Genomic DNA, 16,125 nt, shown 5'->3' on the forward strand with positions numbered 1-16,125 from the left:
TGAAGAAATGAATTCGTGGTTCACTTCTTGTGTGGCCTACCGCAGAACTCCCGCCGTGCAGGCCCGCCTGGACGCCAAGGCGGGGCTGATCGTGCAGGCCGCCACCAAGGTGTTGTCCCGCGGCGGGTATGCCGCGCTGTCCATGGCGGCGGTCGCGGCCGAGGCGGGGGTGGCCACCGGCACCGTCTACAAGAACTTCGGGGGCAAGGCGGATCTGGTGCGCGCGGTCTTCCGCAAGGTGGTCGCCCGCGAAGTCGCCGCGGTGGCCGCGGCAGGTGCGAACGGAACGGCGCTGGAACGGGTGACCGCGGCGGTGGAGACCTTCGCCGGTCGTGCGCTGAAGAACCCGAATCTTGCCTACGTGCTGCTCGCCGAGCCGGTCGACGGCACCGTCGACAGCGAACGCCTGCACTTCCGGCGCGCGTTCGCCGAGACATTCGAATCGGCGGTGGCCGAGGGTGTTTCGCGGGGTGAACTGCCGCCGCAGGACCCGAGGGTCAGCGCCGCGGCCTTGGTCGGCGCGATCGGCGAAGTGCTGGTCGGCCCGCTCGCCGACGCGCCGCACGGGGAATTCGTCGTCCCCGAACTCATCGCTTTCGCGATACGCGCGCTGGGTGTGCGCGACAACCCGGGCGCCGATGGTGCTCGGCTGGAATCAGGAGTGTCAGATGCAGACGCATGAAGTCTTCAACCAGGTGCCCGATATCGTGCCGTTCGACGTCGCGCGCAACCCGGCGCTGATCGAGGGCTTGCACCGGGAAGGCGCGGGCTGGGCCGAACCCGAGGTACGGGAACTCGGCGCGCTCGCAGGCGGCGCCGAGGCTCAGGAGTGGGGCAGGCTCGCCAACGAGTACCCGCCGGTGCTGCGCACGCACGACCGGTACGGCCACCGCATCGACGAGGTCGAATTCCACCCGCACTGGCACGACCTGATGCGCATCGCCGTGGAGCACGGCCTGCACGGCGCACCCTGGCTGGACGACCGGCCGGGTGCGCACGTGGCGCGCGCGGCGAAGTTCTACACCTGGGGCGTCGCCGACGCCGGCCATATGTGCCCGATCTCGATGACCTATGCGGTGGTGCCCGCGCTGCGGCACAACCGAGAGCTGGCGCAGAAGTACGAACCGCTGCTCGGCTCTCGCGTCTACGACTTCGGCCTGCGCGAGCCGTCCACCAAGGCTGGACTCATCGCGGGCATGTCGATGACCGAAAAGCAGGGTGGCTCGGATGTCCGCGCCAACACCACCACCGCGACACCGCAGCCGGACGGCTCGTACCGCATCGTCGGGCATAAGTGGTTCACCTCCGCGCCCATGTCGGACATGTTCCTCACATTGGCGCAGGCGCCCGGCGGACTGTCCTGTTTCCTACTGCCCCGGATGCTGCCGGACGGCACCCGCAACCCCATCCGCATTCAGCGGCTCAAGGACAAGCTCGGCAACAAGTCCAACGCGTCCTCGGAGATCGAGTACGAGAACGCCAGCGGCTGGCTGGTCGGCGCGGAAGGCGGCGGCGTCAAGACCATCATCGAGATGGTGAACATGACCAGGCTGGACTGCGTCATCGGCTCGGCCACCGGCATGCGTGCGGGCACGGTCTACGCGGTGCACCATGCCAGGCACCGGGAAGCGTTCGGCGCGAAGCTGATCGACCAGCCCGCGATGCGGAATGTGCTGGCCGACCTGGTGATCGAGTCCGACGCCGCGACCACGGTGATGATGCGGTTGGCCGGGGCCACCGACCGGGCCACACAGGACCCCGTCGAGGCGGCGCTGCGGCGCATCGCGTTGGCCATCACCAAGTACTGGGTGTGCAAGCGCGCGCCGTCGCACGCGGCCGAGGCGCTCGAATGCCTGGGCGGCAATGGGTATGCCGAGGAATCCCGCATGCCGCGGCTGTACCGGGAAGCGCCGCTGATGTCCATCTGGGAGGGATCGGGCAACGTCGCGGCACTGGACGCGCTGCGGGCCATGGGCCGTCAGCCGGAGACCGTCGACGCGTATTTCAACGAAGTGTCGCTGGCGAAGGGCGAGAACCATCGGCTGGACGACGCCATTGCCCGCGTCGGCAAGGAGCTGTCGGACCTGAACGACATCGAATATCGCGCGCGCCGCGTCGTCGAGCTGATGGCGCTGGTGCTGCAAGGCGCGCAGCTGGTCCGCCACGGCCACCCGGCCGTCGCCGACGCCTTCTGCGCCACCCGCCTCGGCGACGACTGGGGCATCGCGTTCGGCACACTGCCCACCGGGGTGGACACCGGCGCGATCGTCGAGCGCGCGTTCGTCTGAGGCGCCCGCTTCCGGGGTGTCGACCTGCTCGACCCTCGTGGACAGCGCGGCGTCCCGAGCCGGCGCGGCTGTCCTGCCGTCGCATGCTGTGCGGGGCCGGGCGGATTCTCCCGCGAGATCGCCTGGTTCCGCCGCGGCGACGTGTGTCAGGTGTCAGGCGGGCCGGGTCAGCACCCGTTCGACCAACGCCGTGTCGCAGTGCTCCACCACTTCGCGCAGCTTCCCCTCGGCGACGCGGAAGACAAAGCAATAGGTCTGATCGTAGTTTTCGCCGCGGATGGTCACGGCGTGGGCGCGAGCCTGCACCACGACGCGGTCACCCTCGGCGACGATCACCTCGGCGGCACTGCGGTATTCGCGGAACTGGGCCATGAGCGGACGCAGGAGTTCGTGTAGCACAGTGGATTTCGGTTCCCAAGCGCCGCTCCAGGACCAGTCGCCGGGGAACACCCAGCGGAAATCGTCGGCCATGGCGTCGCTCAGCGCGCGGGTGTTGCCGAGGGCCATCTGCTCGAAGATGTCCTCGAGCAGCTTCTTGTTCTCGCTCGCGGCTGTGTCCATTGCTCGCGCGCTTCGCTCACTCATGCCGCCGACGCTATGGGCCGGATACTCATGCGACAAGCGAAAGTCATGCATAGCTGGTATGAGTAATTCGCATGAGTGAATTCACGGTCGTCGGCCTGCGCGTAGTGCGGGAGGCGGCCACCTGCGGCTCGTTCTCCACTGCCGCGGAGAATCTCGGCTACACGCAGTCCGCGGTGTCCCGTCAGATCGCCTTGATGGAGCAGGCGGCCGGGTGCGCGCTGTTCGAGCGTCACCCCCGCGGCGTCCAACTCACCGACGCGGGACGGATCGTCGTGCGGCATGCCGAGATGGTGCTCGGCGAGCTGGAAAACGCTCGGCACAATATCCGCAACCTGGAAGCGCGCCCATCGGGTCGGCTACGCGTCGGCGCGTTCTCGACCGCGATGGCCGCCCTCGTGCCGCAGGCGATCGCCGCGGTGGCCGGCGACCAGCGTGCGCGGATATCGCTGCGGGAGGGGCTCAGTCCCCGATTGCTCACTGCCGTCGCCCGGGAAAGACTCGACGTAGCGGTGGTGACCGCGCCCGACGCTCCGCCTCCTGGTGTCGAGATCGAACCCCTGCTGGATGATCCGTTGCTCGTCGCGCTCGCGCCCACACACCCGCTCGCGGGCGCCACCAGCGCCACCCCCGCGATGTTGCGCGAGGAACGATGGATCGCCGGAAGCGAGGAGTCCGGCTCTACCCTGCTCGGCGCCTGGCGCGACCCCGGATGGGAACCGGATATCGCGTTCGTCGCCCGCGATTGGTTCGCCAAACTCGGCCTCGTTGCGGCAGGACTCGGTGTCACCGTGGTCCCCGGCATCGCGGTCCCGGTTCTACCCTCGACCATCGCGCTCCTCCGCATCGATCACCCGTCCGCGGTCCGCCGAACCGTCATCGCCCACCGCCGTGACCGCGACACCCTGGAACTCCGGCAGGTGTTCGCCGAAGCGCTGCGTGACCACGCGGCGGTGCTATCCGCCCGGGTCCGCCAACGGCTTCGGTAGTGCGTGACGAGGGGCGGGCACTCGGAGCAGCGGTAGTGTGGCGGCGGTGGCAGGGGAGTTCGTCGAGCGACCGTTGAGTTGGCTGGTGCGGCGGGTGCTGGAGCGAGCCGGGGACGGACGGTATCTGCTCGGCATCGCGGGGCCGCCGGGCGCGGGCAAGTCCACGTTGTCGGTCGCGTTGCGCGATGCGATCAATGCCGAGGTGGGCGGTGCCGTCGCCGAGATCGCGCCGATGGACGGATACCACCTGGCCAACGATGTCCTGCGGGCCACGGGAAGTCTCACGCGAAAAGGGGAGCCGGACACGTTCGATGTGGACGGGTACGTCGCGGGACTACGGCGACTGCGGAGTACACCGCTTGGCCAGCCGGTGGCCTGGCCCACCTTCGATCGAACGATCGATGCGCCGGTATCCGGTGGCGTGGTTTTCGACTGTCAGCCCCTCGTGATCACCGAGGGCAACTATCTGCTGCTGGATGACTTCGAAACCCGGCAATGGTCGGCGGTCCGCGCACTGCTCGACGAGTGCTGGTACCTGGATGCGGCGCGACCGGTGATCCAGGACCGCTTGCTGCGCAGGCACATTCGCGGCGGGCGCACGCCCGCGGCAGCCGAAGAGAAGGTGCGCGACAGCGACCTACGGAACGCGGAGCTGGTCGCCACCACGAGCGCACGTGCCGACGTGGTGCTGCGTGAGCGCGCGGGGCGCTACACGGTCCGTGAACGCTGAAGCGGTCGGGCGCGCGCCGAGGTACTACGTGCACAGGCCGCACGGACCACCGCAGCGCCACCGGCCGCGGCTATGGGTCAGCGGTTCGCGCGGTACCAGCGGATGAGCGAATCGGTCGACGAATCGTCCTGCGGCTCAGGATCTTTCTCCGCCGTGAGCAACGGGGCGAGCGCGAGCGCCTGCTGCTTGCCGAGTTCGACGCCCCACTGATCGAAGCTGTCGATGCCCCAGATGGCGCCTTCGACGAAGACCTGGTGCTCGTAGAGGGCGATGAGCTGGCCGACGACCGACGGGGTGAGCCGCGGCGCCAGGATGGTGGTGGACGGACGGTTGCCCGGCATCACCTTGTGCGGCACCAGCTTCGGGTCGGTCCCCTCGGCGGCGATCTCCTCGGCGGTCTTGCCGAAGGCGAGCACCTTGGTCTGCGCGAACAGATTGCTCATCAGCACGTCGTGCATGCTGCCGGTGCCGTCGCTGGTCGGCAGATCGTCGGTGGGCCGCGCGAAACCGATGAAGTCGGCCGGGATCAGCCGGGTGCCCTGGTGTAGCAGCTGATAGAAGGCGTGCTGGCCGTTGGTTCCCGGTTCGCCCCAGAAGATCTCGCCCGTGGCGGTGGTAACCGGAGAGCCGTCGGCGTGCACCGACTTACCGTTGGACTCCATGGTCAGCTGTTGCAGGTAGGCGGGAAAGCGGGCCAGGTCGTTCGAATACGGCAGCACCGCATGCGACTGCGCGCCGAAGAAGTTCGAGTACCAGACGCCGAGCAGGCCGAGCAGCAGGGGCGCGTTGACCTCCAGCGGCGCGGTGGCGAAATGCCGGTCCACGGTGTGCATTCCGGCGAGGAACTCCGCGAAACGCTCCTTGCCGACGGTCGCCATTACCGAGAGGCCGATTGCCGAGGCCACCGAGTAGCGGCCACCGACCCAGTCCCAGAAGCCGAACATGTTGTCGGTGTCGATGCCGAAGCGCGCCACCCGCTCGGCGTTGGTCGAGACCGCGACGAAATGCTTGGCGACGGCGGCTTCGCCGAGCGCGGCGACCAGCCAGCGCCTGGCCGCCGTAGCGTTGGTCAGCGTCTCCAGGGTGGAGAACGTCTTGGACGCGACGACGAACAGCGTGGTGGCCGGATCGAGCCCGTCCAGCTTCGTGACCAGATCCGCGGGGTCGACGTTCGAGACGAACCGGGCGCCGATCCCGGCGTCGGCGTAGTGGCGCAGTGCCTGATGCACCATCACCGGGCCCAGATCCGAACCGCCGATGCCGATGTTCACCACGGTCTCGATGCGCTCGCCGGTCGCGCCGCGCCACGTGCCGGAGCGCAGGGCATCGGTGAACTCGCCCATCCGGCGCAGCACCTCGTGCACCTCGGCGCCCGCATCGACGCCGTCGATGATCATGCTCTCGCCCTTCGGCAGCCGCAGCGCGATGTGGCCGACCGCGCGGTCCTCGGACGTGTTGATGTGCTCGCCGCGGTACATGGCGTCCCTGCGCTCCGGCACGCCCGCCTCCCGCGCCAATTCCACGAGCAGGTGCAGGGTTTCCCTGGTCACGCGGTGCTTGCTGTAGTCGATGTGCAGGTCCCCCACCTGGACGGTCAGCTCGCTGCCCCGGGCCGGGTCGTCGGCGAAGAACTCCCTGAGGTGTCGTCCGGCGACGGCCTCGTGGTGATCGTGCAGTTTCCGCCATGCCGCCGTCGCGGTGATGTCGCTGCTCACGTTCGCCGAGAGTACAAGCAGGCACGGCCGCGCGCACGCGACCGTCCGCGGGGAGCGGCACGGTCGGTTTGCCTCGCCGTCGCTCGGCCCGGCGCGCGCTGTCGACCGACTTCGTCCGGCCCCGCGGAATAGGCTGGATCCATGGTGTCCGAACGTGAACTTCTCGAATCCGTATCGACGCGGCTGTGGATCGGCGGACCCGTCGACGCCACCGGCGCGGGAACCTTCCCGGTGCACAATCCGGCCACGGGGGAGGTGCTGACGCGGGTCGCGGACGCGACGCCGGAGGACGCGTTGCGCGCCCTCGACGCCGCCGTCGCGGTGCAAGAGGAATGGGCGGCCACCTCGGCGCGCGAGCGGGGCGAGATCCTGCGGAAGGTGTTCGATCGGATCACCGCCCGTGCGGAGGAGTTCGCGCTGTTGATGACCCTGGAGATGGGCAAGGCGCTGCCGGAGAGCCGCAACGAGGTGCGCTACGGCGCCGAATTCTTCCGCTGGTTCAGCGAGGAGGCCGTGCGAGTGCACGGGCGCTACTTGCACGCGCCGTCCGGCACCGGGCGGATCATGGTGCACAAGCAGCCGGTGGGCCCCTGCCTGGCGATCACGCCGTGGAACTTCCCGCTCGCCATGGGCACGCGCAAGATCGGCCCGGCGTTGGCCGCGGGCTGCACGATGATCGTCAAGCCCGCTTCCGCGACGCCGTTGACCATGCTGTTGCTGGCCCAGTTGTGCAGCGAAGCGGGCCTGCCCGACGGCGTGCTTTCGGTGCTCACCACCAGCCGCTCCAGCGCGGTGACTCAACCGCTGCTGGACGATCCCAGGTTGCGCAAGCTGACGTTCACCGGCTCCACCGAGGTCGGCAGGAAGCTGGTGGAGAAGTCCGCGAACCGGCTGCTGCGCACCTCCATGGAACTCGGCGGGAACGCCCCGTTCGTGGTGTTCGACGACGCCGACCTCGACGCGGCCGTGCAGGGCGCGATGCTGGCCAAGCTGCGCAACGGCGGCGAGGCCTGCACCGCCGCCAACCGATTCCACGTGCAGAACGGCGTCCGCGCGGAGTTCACCGCCAAGCTGGTCGAGGCGATGTCCAGCAAGGTGCGGCTCGGGCCGGGCACCGACCCCGACACGACACTCGGTCCGCTGATCAACGAGGACCAACTCCAGACTGTGGGCGAATTGGTGGACGACGCCGTCGCGGCAGGCGCACAGGTCTTGATCGGCGGCAAGGCGCCCGGCGGCCCCGGCTGGTTCTACCCGGCCACCATCCTCGCCGACGTACCGCCGCAAGCCAGGATTCTGCGCGAGGAAGTGTTCGGCCCGGTCGCCCCGATCATCGGTTTCGAGACCGAGGAGGAGGGGCTCGCCGCCGCCAACGACACCGAATTCGGATTGGTCAGCTACGTCTACACTCGGGACCTCGATCGCGCCCTCCGGATCGCCGAGGGGCTGGAATCCGGCATGGTCGGCGTCAACCGCGGCGTCATCTCCGATCCCGCCGCCCCCTTCGGCGGGGTCAAGGCGTCCGGCTTCGGCAGAGAGGGCGGCATCGAGGGTATGGAGGAGTACCTGTCCACCAAGTACATCGCCCTCACCTGAGCGGTGTGTCGGGGGTGGTCAGCACGAGTCGCGGCCCCCACGGGCGGATCTATGCGGGCGGAGCCTACCCCGGGCCACCGACAGGCACACCGAATCCGGACATGAAACGACCGCCCCGGGGGTGTGCACACCCGGGGCGGCCTTGTGGGATGCGACGGTCTTGCGAGCGCCGCGCGGTTCTCAGTGGCCGAGGCGACCGCGGCCGAGACGAAGCAGCAGCATGGCGAGGGTGTGGCCTTCCTGGCCGAGTTCGCTGAAGCGCTCCAGCACCTTCATTTCGCGACTGTGTACCAGGCGCGGCCCGCCCGACGCCATCCGCGTCCGGCCGATGATCCGGGAGATCTCCGTCCGGCGCTTGATCGCGGCCAGGATCTCGGCGTCGAGATGGTCGATCTCCTTGCGGAGCTTGTCGATCTCGGCCTCGGTCTGCGGCAGCGCCGAATCGGATCCGGTCGTCGTGGCAGGGGTGCTCATCATTCATCTCCTCGTGTCAGAACATGGATCGGAGGGTGCACTCGGCTCGTTACCGATCGGTTCTTTCACCGTGAAACAGACCTGGTGGGGCCTTGCATTGTCCCCCCAGGAAGGTGCGCTCAGGCATAGGCTCCGCGATCCCGACATCCGGCGGTCAACCGAAGCGGACGTGTCGCGAGAGCGCTGAGCATGCCGCCAGTCTGCCACGGCCTGGGAGGTATGCAAAACAACTACATTTGTGAATCGCCCGAGACGCCCAGGTCGTTTCGGTCCGGCTTCCCACCAGTGGGGGTTCATCCCGCGTTCGCCGAGCCGCTGCCGAACGGATACCGAAGCGCCAGGGGCTTCATCTCTGTCGGTGCCCGCCGGTAGCGTGGATGGACGATGGACATCACGGTGGCTCCCAAGACGCAGACCGGTCGGCTCGTGCACCCGGACCCGACATCGAAACCGCCCCGGAACGAAGCGGAAGGCCCGCAGCGCGCCGCCGTGCCGGAGGCGCCGCCGTCGGACGCCGAGCGCGAACAACAGCGCGTCGAGCGGGAGAAGCGGCGCGCCGAGGAGGCCGAACGACTGCTCGACAGCCTCAATCCGCAGCAACGTGCGGCGGTCGTGCACACGGGCTCGCCGCTGCTGATCGTGGCGGGCGCGGGGTCGGGCAAGACAGCCGTGCTCACCCGGCGCATTGCCTATCTCCTCGCCGCCCGTGGCGTGACTCCCGGCCAGGTGCTCGCCATCACCTTCACCAACAAGGCCGCCGCGGAGATGCGGGAGCGGGTGAGCGGGCTGGTCGGCCCGCGCGCGAACGCCATGTGGGTGTCCACGTTCCATTCCAGCTGCGTCCGGATTCTGCGTACCCAGGCCGCGCTGCTGCCCGGCTTGAATTCGAATTTCTCGATCTACGACGCCGACGATTCCCGCCGCCTGCTCACCATGATCAGCCGCGATCTGGACATCGACACCAAGAAGTACTCGGCGCGCCTGCTGGCGACCGCGATCTCGAATCTGAAGAACGAACTCATCGATCCGGCCCGCGCCACCGCGGACGCCGAATCCGACGACGCCGAGCTGCCCGGCCTGGTAGCCAGGGTCTACACCGAGTACCAGCGCAGGCTGCGTTCTGCGAATGCGCTGGATTTCGACGACCTGATCGGCGAGACGGTGGCGCTGCTGCAGAACCATCCGCAGGTCGCCGAGTACTACCGTCGCCGTTTCCGGCACGTCCTCGTGGACGAGTACCAGGACACCAACCACGCGCAGTACGTCCTGGTGCGTGAGCTGGTCGGGCACCACGGGGACGACGGAGAAGACCGGCCCGAGGACCGGGTGCCGCCGAGCGAACTGTGTGTGGTCGGTGACGCGGACCAGTCCATCTACGCCTTCCGTGGCGCGACCATCCGCAATATCGAGGAGTTCGAGCGCGATTTCCCCGACGCGGAAACCATCCTCTTGGAGCAGAACTACCGCTCCACACAGCACATCCTCTCCGCCGCCAACGCGGTGATCTCGCGCAACGAGAACCGGCGCGACAAGAAGCTGTGGACCGATTCCCGCGAGGGCGATCTGATCACCGGCTACGTCGCCGACAACGAGCACGACGAAGCGTCGTTCGTGGCGCGCGAGATCGACCGCCTGGTCGACCAGGGCGAGGCCAACTACGCCGACGTCGCGGTGTTCTATCGGACCAACAACAACTCTCGCGCGCTGGAAGAGATCTTCATCCGGATGGGACTGCCCTACAAGGTGGTCGGCGGCGTCCGCTTCTACGAGCGCAAAGAGGTGCGCGATGTGGTCGCCTATCTGCGCGTGCTGGAGAACCCGGACGACGCGGTGAGCATGCGCCGCATCCTGAACACGCCCCGCCGCGGCATCGGCGACCGAGCCGAAGCGTGCGTCGCGGTGCACGCCGAACAGCGCGGGATCGGTTTCGCCGCCGCCTTGCGCGACGCCGCGGAGGGCAAGGTGGCGCTGCTGAACACCCGCGCACAGCGGGCCATCGCGGGCTTCCTCGACCTGCTCGACGAGATCCGGGCTGCGGGCGAACGGGCGGAGTCCGACTTTCCCGATGTGGGCAATGTGGTCGAGGCGGTGCTCGAGCGCACCGGTTATCGCGCCGAGCTGGAGGGGTCCGACGATCCACAGGACGGCGCGCGACTCGACAACCTCAACGAATTGGTCAGCGTCGCACGGGAATTCAGCTCCGAGGCGCACAACGACGCGGAGGCGGCCCGGCAGGAGGGGCTGGTGCCCGAAGCGGGCGAAGGCGAGCCCGACCCGGGTTCGCTCGCCGCGTTTCTGGAACGGGTCTCGCTGGTGGCCGATACCGACCAGATTCCGGAAGAGGGCTCCGGTGTCGTCACGATGATGACGCTGCACACGGCCAAGGGTCTGGAGTTTCCCGTGGTGTTCGTGACGGGTTGGGAGGACGGGCAATTCCCGCACATGCGTGCGCTCGGCGATCCGACCGAGCTGGCCGAGGAACGCCGCCTCGCCTACGTCGGCATCACCCGAGCCAGGCGCCGCCTGTATCTGTCGCGCGCGGTGGTGCGTTCGGGCTGGGGGCAGCCGGTTTCCAACCCGGAATCGCGCTTCCTGCAGGAGATCCCGGGGCATCTCATCGACTGGCAGCGCCTCGAGCCGGCCGGATCGCCCGGAGCCAGGGGTATCCGGCGGCGCGGCGGTGACGACGACGGGTTGGAGCGGGACTGGACGCGGGGCGACGGGTGGTCGGAGCCACGGCCGGGCTTGCGGGACCGTGGGCCGCGCAGGCCCGCGCCCGGCGGCGCGACGCGCAACAACGCGAACCTGGTGCTCGCCGTGGGCGATCGGGTCAGCGACGACAAATATGGCCTCGGCCGCGTGATCGCCGCCGAGGGCTTCGGGCCGCTGGCCACCGTGACGATCGATTTCGGTACCGCGGGCAAGATCCGGCTGATCCCGCAGTACAGCCGGACGCTGGTCAAGCTCTGAGCGTGCAGGTAGCGCCCAGGATGGGCCGGTCTGTGCGACCGGGCCTTTCGGCCCTGCCGGTGGCCGCGCCGCACCGGTAGGGTCCGCGGCATGGACACGGTCGCGCAGCACATCCTGTGGCTTCTGCCCATGCTGTGGCTCGGCATGGTGCTGGCCATCTCGTTCCTGGAGGCGCCGTTGAAGTTCCGCGCGCCCGGCGTGACGCTTCCGCTCGGTCTCGGCATCGGTCGCCTGGTGTTTCGCGCGTTGAACGCCGCCGAGGTCGCGCTCGCCGCGCTGTTGGTGCTCGCCGCACTGATCGTGGCGTCCAGCCCGGCCACCTGGTCCTGGCTGGGCGTCGCCTTGACGCTTCTGGCCCTCCAGATCCTTGTGGTACGCCCGCCTCTGACCCGCCGCGCCGACCGGATTCTGGCAGGCGAAGACCTGCCGCGTTCGCACGCCCACTACTGGTACATCGGTGTGGAGGTCGCCAAAGTGGTTGCGTTGCTCGGCCTCGCGATCGTGGCCGCACCGTAAGGGATTGCGTCGCAGGCTCCCCCCTACGGCTGAACGGTACGGGCATTCCCGAATTGCGCCCGCGTCCCCAGGTAGCGGAGGCACAGGCATCCCGTGCTCGGTGAAGTGGCGCAGGGTCCCCGCATGCGGACAAACGGTGCGGGGGTCGCTCAGTCGCGCTGTGGGCCCAGGCTGATGCCGCGGGAGGCCAGCCAGGGGAGCGGGTCGACCTTGTCGACGCCGTTCAACCAGACCTCGAAGTGGCAGTGCGGTCCGGTGGAGAAGCCGCGGTTGCCCATCGTGGCGATCTGGTCGCCAGCCAGCACGCGCTGGCCCTGGGAGACCGTGGCGGTGTCGATGTGGCCGTAGATGGTGACGGTGCCGTCATCATGGAGCAGCCGAACCCACATGCCGAAGCCCGCGGCGGGACCGGCCTCGATCACGGTGCCGTCGGCGACCGCGTAGATCGGAGTGCCGATCGGGCCCGCGATGTCGATGCCGAGGTGCTGCACGCCCCAGCGGGCGCCGAAACCGGAGGTGAAGTTGCCCGCGGCGAAGAACTTGTGGAACAGCGGGCGAAGCTTCGCGGCCTCCTGTGCGGCGAGGTCCTCGGCGTACTTCTGGCCCTTCTGCAGGATGTCGTTGAACTGTTCGAGATTGGCGGGCGCCGAAACGTTCAGTACCTGAGGTGATTCCGGCGAGGCGTTCGGGTCGGCCACGTTCACCGACTGGGCGGCGATCTCGTGGATCTGGCCCGCGGCTTCGTAGTCGACGGTCTGCGACGGCTGCTCGGTCGAGGCGAACGCGGCCTGTCCGGCTGCGACGACCGCACCGGCGGCGACAGCGGCGACCGCGGCGCGGCCCTTGAGGGCGGCGGGAGGTGCGGGCACACGGTGCGCGCCACCACGCTTGCTCCCGGCGCGGCGGGCGGGGATCACCGTCGGCACGACCGGGCTGTCGCTCCCGGTTTCGGTCGCCTCGGGTTCGGCGGTCTCGTGCGCCCAGGCTTCTTCTGGAGCCCAGCAGCCGGTGTCCTCGGACGCCGGTGTTGTCTCGTGGGGGGCCCAGGGCTCCTGTTCGGCCCACGCGCCGCCGGAATTCCACGCGCCGCCGTCGGGCCAGGAGTTCTCCTGCGACCAATCCTGTTGGGCCCACGTGCTATTCGTGGCCCAGGAGTTGTCTGCCCAGGAGTTGTCGTAGCCGGGCGTCTGGTAGGCCGCCTGGTCGTAGCCCGGATTCTGGTAGGCCGCCTGGTCGTAACCCGCCTCGATCGGCGCGTGATCGGCAGCGAAGTCATGGCCGTGGCCCGCTGCTGCCTGGAAGTCGTAGTCGGCCTGCGGGGCCGCGCCGTAGAGCGAATTTCGATGCCCGTCGATGGAGGGACCGGCATGCCCGCCAGGCGTGCCGAAGGGCTCGTCGTCCTGGCGGTAACGATGTCCGGACCGCACGCGATCATCGGAAGCGAAGGTGGAGCGATGGTTCATCGGCTGTGCCACATCGTGAAGCAGGGAAAACTCGGATATCCGCTGGTCAGCGGCGTCGATCGGTCGGCTGCGGAGCGGCTCTCCTGCGGCGGAGCGCTGTGCTGCGTCAAAGCTTGCCGTCCTCCTAGTCGTGACCGTGTTGTGACATCGACCGCAATTACGGTAACGAAACGATTGCGCCCCCACAAGCGGTGCGGACAGTCCGTAACAAACATGTGAGATTGATCACTCTAACCGTGCGGAATATCTCACTGCGGTATGGGCACGCCCGAGAGATTGTTCGACGACAAGCTGTAGTAGATGCCCGCCTGCTTCCGGGTTCGGCGGTTCTACCTGGCGCGCCACCGGCAACCTACTCGCCAGTAGTGTTGGCCAGCGCTTTTGCCGTCCCTCGGCACCGGTCCGTGACCTGCGCCACTTAGGATGTACGTGGCCGATTGGGCCTCCATGTGACTGGTTAAAGTCCGACCCGACCCGCTTCCGACGTCGGGCCGCCAACAAAGACGTTGTCATCACAACGCAGACGAGACGGTGAGTACATGGATCTCTTCGAATATCAGGCGAAGGAGCTCTTCGTTAAGCACGGAGTGCCTTCGTCCGAGGGCCGCGTCACTGACACGGTCGAGGAAGCCCGCGCCATCGCGGAGGAAATCGGCAAGCCGGTGATGATCAAGGCCCAGGTGAAGGCCGGTGGCCGCGGTAAGGCGGGTGGCGTCAAGTACGCCGCCACCCCGGACGACGCCCTCACCCACGCGCAGAACATCATCGGCCTGGACATCAAGGGCCACATCACCAAGAAGATCCTCGTCGCCGAAGCCAAGGACATCGCGGAGGAGTACTACATCTCCTTCCTGCTGGACCGGGCCAACCGGACCTACCTGGCCATGTGCTCGGTCGAGGGCGGCATGGAGATCGAAGAGGTCGCCGCGACCAAGCCGGAGCGGCTGGCCAAGGTTCCCGTCGACGCGGTCAAGGGCGTCGACCTGGCGTTCGCGCGCTCGATCGCCGAGCAGGGCCACCTGCCCGCCGACGTGCTGGACGCCGCGGCCGTGACCATCCAGAAGCTGTGGGAGGTGTTCGTCGCCGAGGACGCCACCCTGGTCGAGGTCAACCCCCTGGTGCGCACCCCGCAGGACGAGATCCTCGCGCTGGACGGCAAGGTGACCCTGGACGAGAACGCCGAGTTCCGGCACGAGGACCACGTCGCGTTCGCGGACAAGGACGCGACCGACCCGCTCGAGCTCAAGGCCAAGGAGAACGACCTCAACTACGTCAAGCTCGACGGTGCGGTCGGCATCATCGGCAACGGCGCCGGCCTGGTCATGTCCACGCTGGACGTCGTCGCCTACGCGGGCGAGGGTCACGGCGGCGTGAAGCCCGCCAACTTCCTGGACATCGGCGGCGGCGCCTCGGCCGAGGTGATGGCCGCCGGTCTGGACGTCATCCTGAACGACGAGCAGGTCAAGAGCGTGTTCGTCAACGTGTTCGGCGGCATCACCGCCTGTGACGCGGTCGCCAACGGCATCGTGAAGGCGCTGGAGATCCTGGGTGACAACGCGAACAAGCCGCTGGTGGTCCGTCTCGACGGCAACCGGGTCGACGAGGGCCGCAAGATTCTCGTCGATGCCGCGCACCCTCTGGTGACGCTGGCGCAGACAATGGACGAAGGCGCCGACAAGGCCGCCGAACTGGCAGCCGCCCGATAACGACGGCCGAGTAAGGACGAAAAGAATGTCTATCTTCCTGAACAAGGACTCCAAGGTCATCGTCCAGGGCATCACCGGCGGCGAAGGCACCAAGCACACCGCGCTGATGCTGAAGGCGGGCACTCAGATCGTGGGCGGTGTGAACGCGCGCAAGGCGGGCACCACCGTCGCCCACACGGACAAGGACGGCAACGCGGTCGAACTGCCGGTGTTCGGCACCGTCGCGGAGGCCATCAAGGAGACCGGCGCCGACGTGTCCATCGCGTTCGTGCCGCCGAAGTTCGCCAAGGACGCCATCATCGAGGCCATCGACGCGGAGATCCCGCTGCTCGTGGTCATCACCGAGGGCATCCCGGTGCAGGACACCGCCTACGCGTGGGCCTACAACGTGGAGAAGGGCGCCAAGACCCGGATCATCGGCCCGAACTGCCCGGGCATCATCACCCCCGGCGAGTCGCTGGTCGGCATCACTCCGGCCAACATCACCGGCAAGGGCCCGATCGGCCTGGTCTCGAAGTCCGGCACGCTGACCTACCAGATGATGTACGAGCTGCGTGACTTCGGCTTCTCGACCTCCATCGGCATCGGCGGCGACCCGGTCATCGGCACCACCCACATCGACGCCATCGAGGCGTTCGAGAAGGACCCGGAGACCAAGCTGATCGTGATGATCGGCGAGATCGGCGGCGACGCCGAGGAGCGGGCGGCCGCCTACATCAAGGCCAATGTCACCAAGCCGGTCGTCGGCTACGTCGCCGGCTTCACCGCCCCCGAGGGCAAGACGATGGGCCACGCGGGCGCCATCGTGTCCGGTTCGTCGGGCACCGCCCAGGCGAAGAAGGACGCGCTGGAGGCCGCGGGCGTGAAGGTCGGCAAGACGCCGTCCGAGACCGCCGCGCTGGCCCGCGAGATCCTGGAGAAGGCCAGCATCAGCGCCTGATCCGACACGGTACGCAGCACGCACGAAGGCCGCCTCCGAATTCGGGGGGCGGCCTTCGTCATGTGTGACCGGTGGGCTCGGACTTGGGCAGCAGCCGAGCGTCCTGACCAGCCACGTGCGGAACCGTTGGCCTCTCGGGGGACTCGTCATGGCCCC

Annotated in this window: 12 protein-coding genes and 1 pseudogene; 9 read left to right on the forward strand and 4 right to left on the reverse strand. The window is 68.3% G+C overall.

The window, feature by feature from the left end; translation table 11 throughout:
- Positions 1–31 precede the first annotated feature (31 nt).
- Together OHA40_RS19870 and OHA40_RS19875 are read left to right on the forward strand one after the other, a co-directional pair.
- The gene (locus tag OHA40_RS19870) at positions 32–682 is read left to right on the forward strand and encodes a TetR/AcrR family transcriptional regulator (RefSeq protein ID WP_330228408.1); all 651 of its coding nucleotides are present in this window, start codon (positions 32–34) and stop codon (positions 680–682) included.
- Entirely contained in the window at positions 669–2,288 is a 1,620-nt protein-coding gene (locus OHA40_RS19875; RefSeq protein ID WP_330228409.1) for an acyl-CoA dehydrogenase family protein, read from the forward strand. Before OHA40_RS19870 ends, OHA40_RS19875 begins: the two co-directional genes overlap by 14 nt.
- 153 nt (positions 2,289–2,441) lie before the next feature.
- Here the strand turns inward: OHA40_RS19875 and OHA40_RS19880 are convergent, their stop codons facing one another.
- A complete protein-coding gene (locus OHA40_RS19880) occupies positions 2,442–2,873 on the reverse strand; it encodes a nuclear transport factor 2 family protein (protein ID WP_330228410.1) in 432 nt (143 codons plus the stop codon).
- 71 nt (positions 2,874–2,944) lie between these two features.
- Between OHA40_RS19880 and OHA40_RS19885 the strand changes: the two genes are divergently transcribed.
- Complete coding sequence (locus OHA40_RS19885; protein ID WP_330228411.1) at positions 2,945–3,859, forward strand: LysR family transcriptional regulator; 915 nt, start codon at positions 2,945–2,947, stop codon at positions 3,857–3,859.
- Between the two features lie 46 nt (positions 3,860–3,905).
- Positions 3,906–4,589, forward strand: coding sequence for a nucleoside/nucleotide kinase family protein (locus OHA40_RS19890; protein WP_330228412.1), 684 nt, complete (start codon positions 3,906–3,908; stop codon positions 4,587–4,589).
- A 77-nt stretch (positions 4,590–4,666) separates the two neighbouring features.
- Here OHA40_RS19890 and pgi read toward each other — a convergent pair whose 3' ends face one another.
- Positions 4,667–6,304 carry a glucose-6-phosphate isomerase gene (gene pgi, locus OHA40_RS19895; RefSeq protein ID WP_330228413.1) on the reverse strand — a complete coding sequence of 546 codons (1,638 nt, stop codon included), beginning with the start codon at positions 6,302–6,304 and terminating at the stop codon, positions 4,667–4,669.
- Positions 6,305–6,445: 141 nt separating this feature from the next.
- Here pgi and OHA40_RS19900 point away from each other — a divergent pair, with 141 nt between their 5' ends.
- Entirely contained in the window at positions 6,446–7,900 is a 1,455-nt protein-coding gene (locus OHA40_RS19900) for an NAD-dependent succinate-semialdehyde dehydrogenase (RefSeq protein ID WP_330228414.1), read from the forward strand.
- 180 nt (positions 7,901–8,080) lie between these two features.
- On the opposite strand, the gene OHA40_RS19905 is transcribed toward OHA40_RS19900, so the two are convergent.
- Positions 8,081–8,374 carry a chorismate mutase gene (locus tag OHA40_RS19905; protein WP_330234280.1) on the reverse strand — a complete coding sequence of 98 codons (294 nt, stop codon included), beginning with the start codon at positions 8,372–8,374 and terminating at the stop codon, positions 8,081–8,083.
- A gap of 384 nt (positions 8,375–8,758) precedes the next feature.
- Between OHA40_RS19905 and pcrA the strand changes: the two genes are divergently transcribed.
- Positions 8,759–11,344 carry a DNA helicase PcrA gene (gene pcrA / locus OHA40_RS19910; RefSeq protein ID WP_330228415.1) on the forward strand — a complete coding sequence of 862 codons (2,586 nt, stop codon included), beginning with the start codon at positions 8,759–8,761 and terminating at the stop codon, positions 11,342–11,344.
- A 90-nt stretch (positions 11,345–11,434) separates the two neighbouring features.
- Positions 11,435–11,860, forward strand: coding sequence for a hypothetical protein (locus tag OHA40_RS19915; RefSeq protein ID WP_330228416.1), 426 nt, complete (start codon positions 11,435–11,437; stop codon positions 11,858–11,860).
- 149 nt (positions 11,861–12,009) lie between these two features.
- Here OHA40_RS19915 and OHA40_RS19920 read toward each other — a convergent pair.
- Positions 12,010–12,867 (reverse strand): annotated as a pseudogene (locus OHA40_RS19920) (M23 family metallopeptidase); the annotation flags it as partial.
- Between the two features lie 995 nt (positions 12,868–13,862).
- Here OHA40_RS19920 and sucC point away from each other — a divergent pair.
- Entirely contained in the window at positions 13,863–15,029 is a 1,167-nt protein-coding gene (gene sucC, locus OHA40_RS19925) for an ADP-forming succinate--CoA ligase subunit beta (protein ID WP_330228418.1), read from the forward strand.
- A 25-nt stretch (positions 15,030–15,054) separates the two neighbouring features.
- Entirely contained in the window at positions 15,055–15,969 is a 915-nt protein-coding gene (gene sucD, locus OHA40_RS19930) for a succinate--CoA ligase subunit alpha (protein WP_040782761.1), read from the forward strand.
- Positions 15,970–16,125 lie beyond the last annotated feature (156 nt).

Source organism: Nocardia sp. NBC_00508 (assembly GCF_036346875.1).
Taxonomy (GTDB): Bacteria; Actinomycetota; Actinomycetes; order Mycobacteriales; family Mycobacteriaceae; genus Nocardia.